Origin of the sequence: Mycoplasma sp. 1654_15, assembly GCF_012516495.1 — a bacterium.
Lineage (GTDB): Bacteria > Bacillota_I > Bacilli_A > Mycoplasmatales > Metamycoplasmataceae > Mesomycoplasma.
This window is the reverse complement of sequence record NZ_CP051214.1, coordinates 202907-217658: the sequence shown is the minus strand read 5'-3', so window position 1 is coordinate 217658 and position 14752 is coordinate 202907. Positions and strand designations below refer to the sequence as shown.

Sequence of the window (14752 nt, the reverse complement as noted above, 5' to 3'; positions counted from 1 at the left end):
CAAATCCTTTTATTTAAATTGTTTTAAAAAACGTAAATCGTTTTTGTAAAGTTCTCGAATATCTTCAATTCCGTATTTAATCATTGCAAGTCTTTCAAGACCTACACCTGCTGCTATGGCTCTAAAATTGTTTGTATATCCTGCTTTTTTGAGCACATTTGGATGAATCATTCCTGAGCCTAAAATCTCAATTCATCTATTTTTATAAAAAATATCTACCTCTAAAGATGGTTCAGTAAATGGGAAAAATGAAGGTCTGAATTTAAATTCTAAATCTGTTTCGAAAACATAAGTTAAAAAACTCTTTAAGGTTCCAATTAAATCAGTAATAGTTAAATTACCTACAGAAATAAAGTCTAATTGACTAAATTGATGTGAATGTGTTTGATCATCTTCATCATTTCTATAAACTTTACCCATACAAAATTGACTAAATGCTTTGTTTTTATTAAGTTCTAACATTCTTGCACTAACACCAGTATTATGAGTTCTTAATAAATGTTTTTCGTCTATATACAAACTATCTTGCATATCTCGAGCTGGATGATTTTTTGGAATATTTAGTCTTTCAAAATTGTATTCATCATTTTCTATTTCACTAGCTTTAACTTCAAAATAACCATTTACTAAAAATCATTCTCTGATTCTGGTTTCAATTAAAGTTAAAGGGTGTAAACTAGCAAAGCTATTAGTTGGTAAATTTATATCAATTCATTCTTTTTGAATTTGTTCATTTATTCTTTTTTCTTCAAGTAATTTTGCTTGATTTTGAAAGAAAGTATCAGCTTCTTGTCTTATTTGGCTAATTTGTTTTCCAAGTTCTTTTTTTTCTTCATTTGAAGCAGATTTTAGTTGATTTTGAAGTTGAGCTAAATAACTATCTTTACCAAAAAAAGTATTTTTAGCTAATTTTAAATCTTCTAAATTATTAATTACAAATTCATTTAGTAATTTTTTATAATCCATTTTTTCCTTCATTTTTCTTTATATTATCTCAATATTTTTTAAATTTTACTTCAGCTTGAGAATTTGAGTATGTAAATAATACTTGATTTTTTAATTTATCTGGCATATATTGTTGAAAAATTCAGTGATTTTCAAAATCATGGGGGTATTTATAACCAACACCACGATTTAATTTAAAAGCTGACTGATAATGCGAATCACGTAAATGATTTGGGGGAGTATAAATTTGATTTGAGTTTATCAAGTCTTGAGCTTTTTCAAAAGCTAAATATGTCGAATTCGATTTTGGACTTAAAGCAATTTCACAAATAATATGAGCAAGAGGTAATTTCATTTCAGGCATGCCCAGTCTTTCCATTGCTCAAATTGCACTTTGAACTTTTATAGAAAGCAAAGGATTAGCTAGACCTATATCTTCGTGAACAACAGCGATGAGTCTTCTAATTAAGCCATCAACATCTCCCGAATGTAATATTATAGCTCCATAATAAAGAGAAGCATCAATATCAGAACCTCTTAATGACTTATGGAAAGCACTTAAATAATCATAGTGATTATCACCTTTTTCATCTGAATAAAAATTCATTGATGGAATGATTGCTTTTATGTCTTCTTTTTCTATGTTTTTCTTCTTATTTAGCTTCAAAATTAAAGATAAATTGTTCAAAGATTGTCTAAGATCACCATTTGAATGTCTGATAATAAATTTAAGTAAATTATCGTCTATTATTTGACCTAAATTATTATTTTTTAAGTATAAACTTAGTCTTAAAAATATATCTTCAAAACTTAGAGGTTTAAATTCTAAGAGATAAGTTCTACTTCTTATCGCAGGAACTATTTTAAAAAAAGGATTTTCTGTTGTACAAAGATAAAAAGTTAATTCTCCTTGTTCTAAATGTGAAAGCAAAATGTCTTGTTTATCTTTATTTAGTCTATGTACCTCATCTATGATTAAAACTTGATTATCCTTTATTTTCTGAAGCAAATCAGATTTGTTTTCTATACTAGCATTAAAAATATCAAATTTTAAATTTAAATTTTTTGCTAACAGAATTGCTAAAGAAGTCTTTCCTGTACCTGAAGGTCCGTAGAAAATAAAAGAAGATTTATCTTGTGTTTGTATAAGTTTTTTAAGTAATGTTCTTAAATGTGGTTGACCAACAAATTCATCTAAATTTTCTGGTCTTAATTTAGTAGCTATCATCTTCTGTTATAGAATCTATTTTTTTCAATAATTGTTTTTTTATTGTTAATTCTTCTAATTTACTTTTAAATTGATTGAAATATTTTACAAATTTATCATTAAGAATTTCTCTTAATTTTTCAACAGCTTTTTCAATACTTTCAACTTGTTTGAACATATCAGGAATTTGTTTATCTACCTTATCAACTAATTTTTCAATTGAGTCTTTTTTAAAGTTTTCAAATTCTTTTTGTATTTCTTCTTTTGTTTTAAAGTTTAATTCAACATTTGTAAGTTCACTCTCTTTTTTTGCGAAGTGAAATAAAACATTAATTAGTAAAATAAAGTATTGAGGTCTACATACATACATATTTTTGTATTCAGATACTGATTTAATAGAAAACTCATCTTTTTCCTCTAATTCTGTTACCAAAATAGCATATTTAGATTTTTGTTGTTCTCTATTTCTATCTAATTTTTTATAAAATGAAGAATTTTTTTGTGAACCAGAATTAGATTCGGATTTGGCTTCAATAGTAATAGTTTCTTGAATATTTTCTTTTTTAACATTTGAGAAAAAATTAAATTTTATTAATGCATCTGCCTTTTCATTATTAGCATCATTTTTAGTTATTTTTTCATATGTAACTGTTTCATCTAAGTTAGAAAAACTTTCATAAAAAGTTTTTTGTAATCAGTTTTCAAAATCTTCACCAATTCGTTTTGAATTTGTATGTTGTCTTCTGTCTAATTGTTTTTTAAGATCTTCAATAATTTCTTGTTTTTCTGTCAAATCTTTTTCGTATTTTTCTTTTTCTTGTTCTTTTAGTTCTTTTCAATCGTTTTTAGATTGTTCTAGCTGTTTGTTAAAAAATTCTTCTTTTTCTTTATTAATTTGCTTTGTAAGTTCTTCTTTTTGTTCTAAAAATTTTTGGTTTTCTTTAGATTCATATTCTTGTTTTAGTACTTTTTTTTCTGTTTCAAGAGTATTTATTAAATTTTCTTGTTTCACTTCAAAGCGTTTTTGTAACTCTTCTTCTTTTTCTTGAAGAGAATTAGTCAAATCATTTAGTTTATCTGTTAAACGAATAATTTCGAAATCTTTTTTATCTAATTCAATTTTTTGTTCATTTTCTAAATTAGCAATTTGGTTTCTAGATTTATTTTGAGATGTTTTTAAATTTTCTATTTGTTCTCTTAACTTATTTACTTCTTCATCGTTTAATAAAAATTCTTTTTTTCAGTCTTCTTTTTTCTTCTCAGATATGTATTTTTCTATGTCTTGTTCAATTATTGAGTCGATTGATTGTAATCACTCTCTATCTTCATCTGTTAATGTGAATCTATCACCTTTTTGTGCGTCTTCTAGCAATTCAAATGTTAATTTTTCTTTATCAACTAATTTAACTTTAATTTTTTTACTCATAATTTAGTATTTTACAATAAAAATTATAAAAAAAGTGCATAAATGCACTTAATTGTATTATTATTTTTTTATGCTTGAGCTGCTTTTTTAGCTGCTGCTTTTTTAGCTAATTTAGAAGTTTTTAATCTTCTTTCTTCTTTTCTTTTAGCCATTTCTAGTCTTCTAATTTTACGCATCATTTTCCTTTTAAATTTGATTTAATTTGTTGTATTCTAATACTAATTTATTGTCTTGAGGCTGTTTAGTAACAAAGACTTTTGTAATGTTTACAGCATCAATTTTACCATTTTTATGACTAATTGCTAAACCGGATTTGTTTTCTAATAATAATTCCACTGCTTTGTGCCCCATTTGAGTAGCTAAGATTCTTTCAAATGCTGAAGGTCTTCCACCTCTTTGTGTATGCTCTAGTGACATTGCTCTAGTTGCTATACCTGTTTTATTTTCAACAAACTTAGCGATTGCTTTTAAATCTTTATAAATATGTTCAGCTGTTAAAACAATTGTGCTTGTTTTTCCTTGTTGATTCATTTGTTGATCAACTAAATTAGCGATTTGTTCTTCAGTTAAAATATGAGTATTTGTAATAATAACTTCAGCGCCTGTTGCTATACCACCATAAAGAGCTAAGTCTTGACAATCTCTTCCCATTACTTCCACAATGAAACATCTTTTATGAGATCTGCTTGTGTCTCTTAATTTATCAACTGATTCAACAATTGTATTTAAAGCTGTATCAAAACCTATTGTGTAATCAGTCTCTTGAATGTCATTGTCAATAGTTCCTGGAATTCCAATAACTTTTACTCCTAATTTGTGTAGTTCATAGGCTCCCTTGTAAGTTCCATCGCCACCAATAGCTACTAAAGCTTGGATTCCAAATTCATCTAATATTTTTTTGGCTTCTTGTCTTACTGAATCGTTTTGAAATTCAGGAAATCTTGAGGAGAAAATAACTGTTCCTCCTTCTGAAGAAGCTTTGTCTAGATCAAAATCTTGAACTGAAAAAATTTGTTTAGTTAAAATGCCTTTGTAGCCTTCTTTTATTAGCAATGGTTCTATTCCATGTAATAAAGCTTTTTTCGCTACAGCTCTAACTGCATTGTTCATTCCTGGTGCATCTCCACCAGATGTTAAGATACCTATTTTTTTAATCATAATTCTTCTTTCTGATTTAAATATATCTTAATTTTATAAAAAATAAGAAAAAGTAGTAAATACTTTTTCTTATTTTGGTCATTTTTGAAATGGTACGCCCTAGAGGATTTGAACCTCTGACCCAATGATTAAAAGTCATTTGCTCTACCTGCTGAGCTAAGGGCGCATAATGGTGCTCGAGACTGGAATTGAACCAGCACGGGATTGCTCCCGAGGGATTTTAAGTCCCTTGCGTCTACCTGTTCCGCCACTCGAGCTTACATTGCTGTTTTATAATTATACAATTTTTTAATAAAATAACAAGTTTTTTTATTAATTTTTTTATTTTGGTAAATTGCTAATTAATTATACTACATTTTAATCAAAAGTTAAATTATTTATTTTTTTAATATGATTAATAAATCATTGCATTGTTCTATTTAAATCAAACTCTTTTTCTTCTGATTTATTTTTGGAATTTTTTGTTTTATAAAAATGTAAATTTTCCGCTAGTTGAATAAGATTTTTCTGAATTTCTACATCATCAAAAGTAGGCTTTAATTTTAATTCCTCAATCCTTGTTGGATACAATCTAGAAAGTAGTTTATAACTTGTTTCAAATAAAAAATTTAGAGGGAAAAGTTCTTGCTTTATAGAACCAATAGCTACTAATTTAAAGGCATTTTCTTGGTTATCAAATTTAGGTCACAAAATTCCTGGGGTATCTAAAAGCATTAAATTATCAGTAGAAATTCATTGCTGTGCTCTTGTAATTCCAGGCATATTTCCTGTTTTAACTTTTGAATTTGCTAATAAATTTATTAAAGTACTTTTTCCGCTATTTGGAATGCCAACCACAAAAGCTCTTAATTGAGAATTTAAAATTCCTTTTTTCAAATTTTGTTCTTTTTTTATTTGTTGTAATTTTTTAAGTGAATTTAAAATTATCTTTTTAGAATTTTGTTCTTTTAAATTAACAGATACTACTATATTTTTATTGTTTGCAAAGTGTTGCTTAACAAGTCTTAATGCTTTTGGTTTATCTGCTAAATCAATTTTAGTCAAAACAATTAACCTAGGCTTATTTGGACTTATTTTATCAAATTCAAAATTATATGTGCTAAGCGGAGCTCTAGCGTCTAAAACTACGATAAAAACATCTGCAATAAGGGCTTTTTCTTTAATTTCATCCAACCCTTTTTTCATATGTCCTGGAAATCAATTTATTTGCATATTTTGTTTTATATTTTGTTAATTATCCTTCTTTTTTATAGCTTTTTTAATACTTACAAACACTGGAGAATGATCAGAAATTAGATCTTTAATTTTATCTTTAATATCCTCAACTGGTTTACCTTTTTTTGCTTTACTATTTAAAACTTGTGTTAATTCATCTTCAGTAGTCAGTTTGTCTTTTACTACATCATATAAAGGATATTTGTAAACATTTTTTGTTGTTAAACTTCCTTCTTTTTTGAAGAAAATTTTATCATATGAACTTGAATATTTATCAAAAGTTGAACCCAATGAAGTATTTTCGTCTTTTGAAATTAATAGTTTATATTGTGTAAGTAATTTTTCAAAAGCATTGTCATTTGAAGCTGCATGAATATTTGTATCTGCCATAAAAAACTGATTTGGTGTTTGTGTTTTTTGTTCAAATCAGTTCATAGTATCTAACATGTGATTTGCTTCAGAAATTTCTTGTGATCCATTTTTAGAATCATATTTAGTATTATCTACTTCGCCTTCTTCTTTTCCTTGTTGCACTGGGTTGCTATTTACACCAGGAGCATCAAAATGAGAAGCTACAAGAACAAATTCTTGCTCACTATTTTTTAATTTAAACTTAGCTGCTACTGGAGGTCTAACAAAATCTACTTTTTTAGTAGTTAATTTTTTATCAAAAGTTACTTTTCCTTTTTTAGCTTTATGAGTCGCGAAATATGCAGGTACAGAATCAAATAAAGGGTTTTCATAATTAATTAAATAAGGATTTGACCCATAAAGTTTTTCCTTATTAATTTCTAAAATATCTAATACAGATGCTTTATAAATGAAGGCAATTCGTTCATGTTGACCTTCGTTTCCTTGTCCATGCACTGCATCACTTACAACTGATTTTCATTGTGCATTTTGATTGTCTTTATTTAAAGTTTCAAGTATACTGTCGACACCATTTACTTTGTTTTTTTGACCTGAGTTTACTTCAACTAGTCCTACAATGTCAGCGTTATTGAATTCAATGGTTTTTGCCAACATTTTTGCTTTATAAGTTTTTGCAAAAGAATCTTTTTTATCTTTTATATTGTCATTGTAATTCAAAATGTTTCAAAAACCTACTTTAATGTAGTCTTTGTTAGCTTGATAAACATTTTGATCATCTAATTCAGTAGTATCGATTGTTTGTTTTTCTTCTGTTGATTTTTCTGGTTTTTTAATAGGTAAAGGAGGTGGAGTTGGTTGTGGTGGAGTTTCTGAAGGTGTTCCTGCTGGTGGAGTTATTGCTGATCCGTTATTTCCGTTATCAACTGGTGGAGTTGGTTGAGATGGCGGAGTTTCTGAAGGTGTTCCTGCTGGTGGAGTTGTTGCAGATTCGTTATTTCCGTTATCAACTGGTGGAGTAGAAGATGGGGGGGTTGGTTGAGAAGGCTTGTTTTTGTCAACTGATGGAGTAGTTTGTTGTGGAGGTTGAGGTTCTGGAGTTGTTTCTTTTGGTGGAGTTGTTGCTGATTCGTTATTTCCGTTGTCAGCTGGTGGAGTTGGTTGAGTTGGCGGAGTTTGTGGAGTTGTTTGTTTTGGTGGAGTTGTTGCTGATTCGTTATTTCCGTTGTCAGATGGCGGAGTTGTTGCTGATTCGTAATTTCCGTTGTCAGTTGGCGGAGTAGAAGGTGTGGGAGTCGGTTGAGAAGTCTTGTTATTGTCAACTGACGGAGTAGTTTGGGCTGTTTGACCACAAGATAATAAAAATAAGGTTGGAGTAATAATTGTTGTTAATGTTAAGGTTGCTATAAATTTACTTTTTGTTTTCTTCTTCATACTTTTTTGCTCTTTAAAATCGCATTATATTATATTTTTGGTTTTTTAAAAATATTTTTGAAAAACTTTTATTTTTTGGCACTTTTACTTGTTGAGTGCCAATTTTATGTTATAATATTGTAAATACTAAGGGGGTATAAATATGCAAATGAATCAAGAAAATACAAATGTATTAGAAAAATTTGGGAGAAACTTAACAAAATTAGCTAAAGAAAATAAACTAGATCCTGTTATCAACAGAGATGAAGAAATAAGAAGGATAATTAAGATTTTATCAAGAAAAACAAAGAATAATCCAGTCCTTGTAGGAGAACCTGGAGTTGGTAAAACAGCTATTGTAGAAGGTATTGCAATCAAAATTCACCAAGGACAAATTCCTGAAAATTTAAAAAACAAAGAAATTTGAGAACTTGATGTTACTGCTTTAATTGCAGGCGCATCATATCAAGGAGAATTTGAAAAAAGATTAAAATCAGTTCTTAAAGAAATTGAAAAATCAGATGGAAATATTATTATGTTTATTGATGAAATCCACTTATTAATTGGAACCGGAGCTTCAGGTGGTAATTCAATGGATATGGCTAATATTTTAAAACCAATGATGGCTCGTGGTGAAATCAAATTAATTGGTGCAACAACAATAAATGAATATAGAAAATACATCGAAAAAGATAGTGCACTTGAAAGAAGAATGCAAAAAATCTTTATTAATGAACCAACAGTTGATGATACTATTACTATCTTAAGAGGAATAAAACAAAGATTTGAAGACTTTCACAAAGTTAGAATTACCGATTCTGCTTTAGTAGCTGCTGCTAATTTATCTGCTAGATATATTTCAGATCGTTTTCTACCTGATAAAGCTATTGATTTAGTAGATGAAGCAGCTGCTAATTTAAAAGTACAAATGAATTATCAACCAGAAGTTTTAGATAAATTAAAACAAAAACTAGCGTATGTACAAATGGAAAAAATTGCATTAAATAGTGATGAAAAACCAGAAAACAAAGCACAAATTGAAAGACTTGAAAAAGAAGTACAAGACTTAAATGAAAACATTGAGACTTTAACTAAAAAATGAACTCAAGAAAAAGAAAAAGCCTTTGAAATATCCAACAAAAAAGAAGCAATTAACAACTTAAAATTAAAAATGGATAATTTGGCTTTAGAACAAAAATATGTAGAAGCAGGTCAAGTCTATAACAAAATGTTTGCTTTACAAAAAGAGTTAGAAAAACTTGAAGAAAACAAAGAAGAAAATCAACTAATTAAAGAAATTGTAGATGAACAAGATATTGCAAATATTGTTTCTAAATGAACAAAAATTCCAGTAGAAAAACTTGTTGAATCTGAAAAAGATAAACTTCTTAATTTAGAAATTAATCTTTCTAAAAAAGTAAAAGGTCAAGATCAAGCCATTAAATTAGTAGCTGATTCTATTTTAAGATTTAAAGCAAATATTAATGATCAAAATCGTCCAATTGGTTCTTTCTTATTTTTAGGACCTACTGGAGTAGGAAAAACAGAATTAGCTCGTGCGTTAGCTTATAACTTATTTGACTCTGAAAATCAAATTGTAAGACTAGATATGTCAGAATACATGGAAAAACACTCAGTTTCTAAATTAATTGGCTCACCTCCAGGATACATTGGACATGAAGAAGGAGGGCAATTAACTGAAAAAATTAGATTAAATCCTTATTCAATTGTTTTATTTGATGAAATTGAAAAAGCACATCCAGATGTTGTAAATATTTTCTTACAAATTCTAGATAATGGTTTTTTAACTGATTCAAAGGGAAGAAAAGTTGATTTTAGAAATACTATTATTATTTTTACTTCCAACATAGGAGCAAAAGAAATTTTAGAAAACCAAAAATTAGACTTTAACCAAATAAAAGATAGGTTATTAAATTACTTTAAACCTGAATTTATTAACAGATTAGATGAAATAATTTCCTTCAATTTCCTTGATAAATCTGTGATTTTAGAAATTATTGACCTTGAATTATCTAATTTAAAAACAAGACTTGAAAAGAACTCATATTTTGTAGATTTTAGTTCTGATTTAAAAGAATTTGTTTCTAAAAATGCTTATGATCAAAACTTTGGTGCAAGACCTATTAAAAGATTTATTAAAAAGGAAATTGAAACTTTTGTAGCAAAAAAAATCATAGCCAAAGAATTGATCGAGAAAGAAAAATACATTATTAACTTAGATAAAAAATCAAATTTAGTTTTAGTTAAAAAGTAAAACTATCTGCAAAAGAACAAGTAATATTATACCACTTGTTTTTTTTTTTTTTTACTTCTTATACTTGCTACATTACTTAAAAAAGGTGAAAGTCTTTTTTTATAATTTTTTATATGGCAAAAAAACGAAAGATACTAACTCTTTTTGCTTCATTTACTGTAATTCCTTCATTAGTCTTTTTGGCATCATGCCAAAATATTGATGAAGACTACAAAATTAAGAAGCAAAAACTAACACAAAAAGAAATTATAACTGAAACCCAAAAAAAAGTAAAAAAATTTAAAGATGATATAGCCACTAATATTGTTTTTAAAGATGTTTTAAATACAAGCGAATTAAAAACAAATTTAGCAAGCATTGAAGCAACTATAACAAATATCCAAGCTGATATTAACCAAGCTGACATAAAAGAAGATACTGAAACTAAATTTAAAAATTTAAAAACTGATATAGAAAAATATGAAGCTTTAGTTGGGAATTTTAAAAAACTTTCTTCATTTTTAAAGGAAAGTTCTACATTTTATAACACACTTTTAAAGGATGAAAATCCTGAAACAGATAAAGTAGAAAAAATTAAATTATTTAAAGATTCATATAAAGCCTTTAAATCTAAAGATGAGCAAAACTATCTTAATAATTTAAAAGATTTTTCAGCTACTTCTTACAAAACTATGACAGAAAAAGAAGATTATAAAAAAATTTCTAGTTCATTTAAACCCGCTAAAACAGAATATGATAAATTAATAGCAAAAAGAAGAGAAGATGGTCAATTAAATCCTGAAGTAAAACCTGTTCAACCTCCAAAAGAAGAAAATCCTGAAACTAATAAAATGCAAGGTTCAGGTAGTGAAGGACAAGATACAACTTCAAAAGAAGAAGTTCCTACAAATAAAAACAAAAATAACACTGAAAATACACAGAATGAAACTTCATCCGGAAGCCAAAATACTAACAATGTTGCAAGAACTGACAATCCTCCTGCAAATAACGAAAAAGAAAAATTAGGTAGATCTGATGACAACCAAATTCAAGGTGATGATTCTGGCATAAACAATACACAATCTAGCGAAAAAGAACAAAAAGCAAAAGAAGAACAAGAAAGACTAAATAAACAAAAAGAAGAAGTAAAAAAAGTTATAGAAGAAGCTAAACAACTTTTAACTAAATCTGAAGCAGAAAAAGAACAAGACCTTGGAAATTACCAACAAGAAATTACAGAATTACAAGAAAAAATAGATACTAATAATGATTTGGATAACCAAGATCTTGCTAAATTACAACAATTAAAACAAGACATTACTTCTTTAAAAAGTAGCTTAGACACAAAAGTCAAAGAATGAGAAGCTAAAAAGCAAAAAATTAAAACAGAATATGAAGCTTTATTTACAAAATTAGGTTTTACTTCTAGTCAAAACGAAGAAGAATTAAAAAACTATGTAAAAGAAGAAAAAGAAAAACTTGATAAAAAATATAAAGAATTAGCAGATAAAATTGTATTAGTAAATTCTCAAAATGGACAACAAAGTGAATATGAAAAAAATACTTTTGTTCCTTGAGAAATCAAAAACAATGATAAACCACTAGAAAGCAACAATTTAAATAATGTAGAAAAATATGATTCTTTATTAAAAACATTACAAGATTATGATTCTGAATACACAAATAAAATCAAAACTAAATTAAAACCATTTACAGGACTTAGAAATGCATTAGCTGCTGTGTTTGGTTATGAAACATTAAGCAGCTTCAATACACAAAAAGATGGTCAAAAAGTGGAATATATTGTTCCAAAAGAAAAACTTGATGATTCTAGTTGAAATAGTGGTTATCATAAATATAAAGAAAATGATTTTGGTTTTCATATGAGAAAACTTGAAGATTACTTTGTGTTTGGATTAGATGAAAACTCATTAGGAAATAAAGGTGATGATTTAAATTATATAAATAGTTTTATTTCTCAACTTACATTATCTTTAACTAATGATGAAGCTATTGAAACAAAGAAAAATAAAGTAAAACAAAGAATTTCTGATTTTTTATCGAACATTTTAAAAGATAAAAATGCTGACATTAACAAACTAGCAGAAGACTTTTTATACTACTACAATACTTACTTAAATTTAGCAATTATAAAAAGTGAATTAACAAAATATACACAAACAGGATTTGTTCCTAAAAAAGATACACAACAGAAGTCAGAAATTAAATTTGCTGATTTTGATCAAAAAGTTAAAGAATATGATGATTTACAAGCCAAATTAGCTAAATTAAAAACAGAAAATACTATTCCAACAACAACAACCTAAAACTATTATGAAAAATACAAAAACATTATTTTTAAAACTATTTTCATTTTCTATTACTGCAATTTCTTCGTTTATTATTATCTCTTGTTCTTCACAAGAAACTAGTAAGCAAAATCCTTCTCTTGACAAGCAACTAGATCCAAATGATGAGCAAAAACCTATAACAAAAGAAGGTGAAAACCAAAATTTAAATTTAATTTCGATTAGTTCGAATGCTTCAAATGATTCTGAAAAAAGTGTTTTTTGAATTCAAACAAACAAGCCTTTAGATACTACTAAAAACTATTTTATTAATTTAGACAATAAAGAAATTCCTATTCAAATCAAAAAAAGTGCTTTTGAAAATAAATATTTTGGCTACACTGAGGCTTTAGAACAAAAAACTTACAAATTTAAACACTTAAAATTTGATAATAGTCTTTTAGAACTAGCAAATTCTCAATCACTTGATATCAAAATTTTTGCTCCAGTCGTTTTTAATGATCCAAAATTAGATTTTGTAGAACCAAAAAATCCTGTTTTAGATACTTTAACTATAGATACTAGTCAAAATAGAGTTGAAAATTTTTCCAATGAAGAACAAAAACAATCTGCTGAATATAAACAATTATTTAAGCTAAAAAAATTAAAAAATTGAAGTGCTCCTTATTTTGCTGAATATATAAGAGATCATAATTTAAATAAATTATCCTATGAAAATGAAGCAAAAAATGAAAAATTTATAGCTCCTTTTAATAATGAAGCTAAAAAATCTAATGTTATGTACCAGTTAACTGTTTATTCATTTGCTGATGGTAATAATGATGGAATTGGTGATTTTATAGGACTAAAAGACAAACTAGATTACTTTTCAAATTTAGGTATTGATACATTATATATTTCACCTGTTCATCCAGCTTCTACTTATCATGGTTATGATGTAATTGATTATACAGATGTTGCTCCTGAGCTAGGAGGTATGAAAGCTTTTGATGATTTTATTACTGAAGCACATAAAAGAGGAATAAAAGTTGTTATGGATATGGTTTTAAACCATACATCTTATGAACATCCTTGATTCCAAAAAGCATTGGCTGGAGATGAAAAATATCAAAAATATTATTACATGTATGAGCCTGATGGAGTAAAAAGAAAATCTGAAGGACAAGATAATGTTAGACAATACTTTAAAAGTGTTTATAATGCTTTAGATCCTAAACAAAATCCAACACCTTCTAGACTAAGATGGGTTGCACAGTTTTGATCAGGAATGCCTGATTTGAATTTGAATAATGAAGAAGTATTAAAAGAACTTGATAATGTGCATAAATTCTGAGCTAAAAAAGGGGTTGATGGATTTAGATATGATGCTTTTGAACACTATTTTAAATCTGATAATCCTAAAAAACCAACACTTTCTGATTCTGAAACCACTAAGTTATTTAGTCGTTGAAGAAAAGTAACTGAAGATACTTACAAAGAAGCAAAAGAAGCTGGTATTACACGAGCTTCAGATAGAGCTTTACTATTTGGAGAATGATGAAGAGATCCGGCTGAACAGGAAATAAAACAGTATTGGGGACAAGAAAATCAAGGACTTTCTTCAGTAATTGATGGTACTAAATGAAAATTACAGACAGATGTATCTATTAATTGAAACGAAGAAAATAATGTAATTAAATCTTTAACTGCGCAGGATATAAAACATGAATGAATGCCTTTTTTAGACAATCATGATGTAGAGAGATGAATTAATAATTTTAAAACTCAGTGGAAAATTCCTGTTACTGTAACACCTCACAAACTCAGCGATTTAGAAAGATCTGCTTATGAATATGCTATGTTTTCCTTGTTATCTCGTGGAGGTTTACCTACTTTATATAATGGAAACGAAATTTTAATGCAAGGTGCTAAAAAATCACCTGATACAAATGTTCGAGAAGCATTTTTCTGAAAAGATTTAAGAAGAAGAGTATTTTTCCAAGACAGCAGAGATGTAGATCAAATAATTTCTTCTAAAGCTTCTCCGGGCGAAGGATTTGTAGAAGATATAGTAAATAATCCAAATTCTAGTTATAACAAATTTGCTACTCTAATTAAAGCAAGACAAGATTATATAGCTCTTCGTGATATGGATACTAAATATGTAGCTGATCCAAAAGATGTTTTATATATTTGAAAAGATAATCCATTGCGAGAAGATGAAATGACATTAAGAAAAAATCCTGATGGTACTTATTTGTTAATTATTTATTCATTTGGAGACAGACCAAAAGCTAATTTATCTATAAGATCAGATAAGTATGAAATTAGTAAAACTATTTATTCTGAAAACTTAAAAATTGTAAACGAAAATACAAACGATGTACAGATACATGGTAGTGGATCGGTAAGATTAGGTATTTATTTAATTAAACCAAAAAGCTAGAAAAATAAAGGAAGTAAAAAACTTTTAAAGA

Annotated in this window: 9 protein-coding genes and 2 tRNA genes; 3 read left to right on the top strand and 8 right to left on the bottom strand. The window is 27.3% G+C overall.

Going from position 1 to position 14752, the window contains the following annotated elements; all coding sequences use genetic code 4:
- Positions 1-9: 9 nt before the first annotated feature.
- From pheS to HF996_RS04065, 8 genes are all read right to left on the bottom strand, one after another.
- Positions 10-966 carry a phenylalanine--tRNA ligase subunit alpha gene (gene pheS / locus HF996_RS00930; RefSeq protein ID WP_168910221.1) on the bottom strand — a complete coding sequence of 319 codons (957 nt, stop codon included), beginning with the start codon at positions 964-966 and terminating at the stop codon, positions 10-12.
- Positions 956-2173 (bottom strand): replication-associated recombination protein A, encoded by a 1218-nt coding sequence (locus HF996_RS00925; protein WP_168910220.1) that lies wholly within the window; start codon positions 2171-2173, stop codon positions 956-958. The genes pheS and HF996_RS00925 overlap by 11 nt, the downstream gene beginning before the upstream one ends.
- Positions 2160-3578, bottom strand: a complete 1419-nt coding sequence (locus tag HF996_RS00920; RefSeq protein ID WP_168910219.1) for a DUF2130 domain-containing protein — start codon at positions 3576-3578, stop codon at positions 2160-2162. Before HF996_RS00920 ends, HF996_RS00925 begins: the two co-directional genes overlap by 14 nt.
- Positions 3579-3764: 186 nt before the next feature.
- Positions 3765-4736 carry a 6-phosphofructokinase gene (pfkA, locus tag HF996_RS00915; protein ID WP_168910218.1) on the bottom strand — a complete coding sequence of 324 codons (972 nt, stop codon included), beginning with the start codon at positions 4734-4736 and terminating at the stop codon, positions 3765-3767.
- Between the two features lie 90 nt (positions 4737-4826).
- Positions 4827-4902: transfer RNA gene (locus HF996_RS00910), tRNA-Lys, on the bottom strand.
- Positions 4903-4906: 4 nt separating this feature from the next.
- Positions 4907-4993: transfer RNA gene (locus tag HF996_RS00905), tRNA-Leu, on the bottom strand.
- Between the two features lie 100 nt (positions 4994-5093).
- Positions 5094-5921, bottom strand: coding sequence for a ribosome biogenesis GTPase YlqF (gene ylqF, locus HF996_RS00900; protein ID WP_254427735.1), 828 nt, complete (start codon positions 5919-5921; stop codon positions 5094-5096).
- Positions 5922-5966: 45 nt separating this feature from the next.
- On the bottom strand, positions 5967-7754 hold the full coding sequence (locus HF996_RS04065; protein WP_254427734.1) for an endonuclease/exonuclease/phosphatase family protein: 1788 nt from the start codon (positions 7752-7754) through the stop codon (positions 5967-5969).
- A 142-nt stretch (positions 7755-7896) separates the two neighbouring features.
- Here HF996_RS04065 and HF996_RS00890 point away from each other — a divergent pair, with 142 nt between their 5' ends.
- The 3 genes from HF996_RS00890 to HF996_RS00880 all read left to right on the top strand — a co-directional run bounded on the left by HF996_RS00890 (position 7897) and on the right by HF996_RS00880 (position 14721).
- Complete coding sequence (locus tag HF996_RS00890; RefSeq protein ID WP_168910216.1) at positions 7897-10008, top strand: ATP-dependent Clp protease ATP-binding subunit; 2112 nt, start codon at positions 7897-7899, stop codon at positions 10006-10008.
- A gap of 113 nt (positions 10009-10121) precedes the next feature.
- Positions 10122-12314, top strand: coding sequence for a hypothetical protein (locus tag HF996_RS04060; RefSeq protein ID WP_254427733.1), 2193 nt, complete (start codon positions 10122-10124; stop codon positions 12312-12314).
- A gap of 7 nt (positions 12315-12321) precedes the next feature.
- Positions 12322-14721, top strand: coding sequence for an alpha-amylase family glycosyl hydrolase (locus HF996_RS00880; RefSeq protein WP_168910215.1), 2400 nt, complete (start codon positions 12322-12324; stop codon positions 14719-14721).
- The last annotated feature ends 31 nt before the right edge of the window (positions 14722-14752 follow it).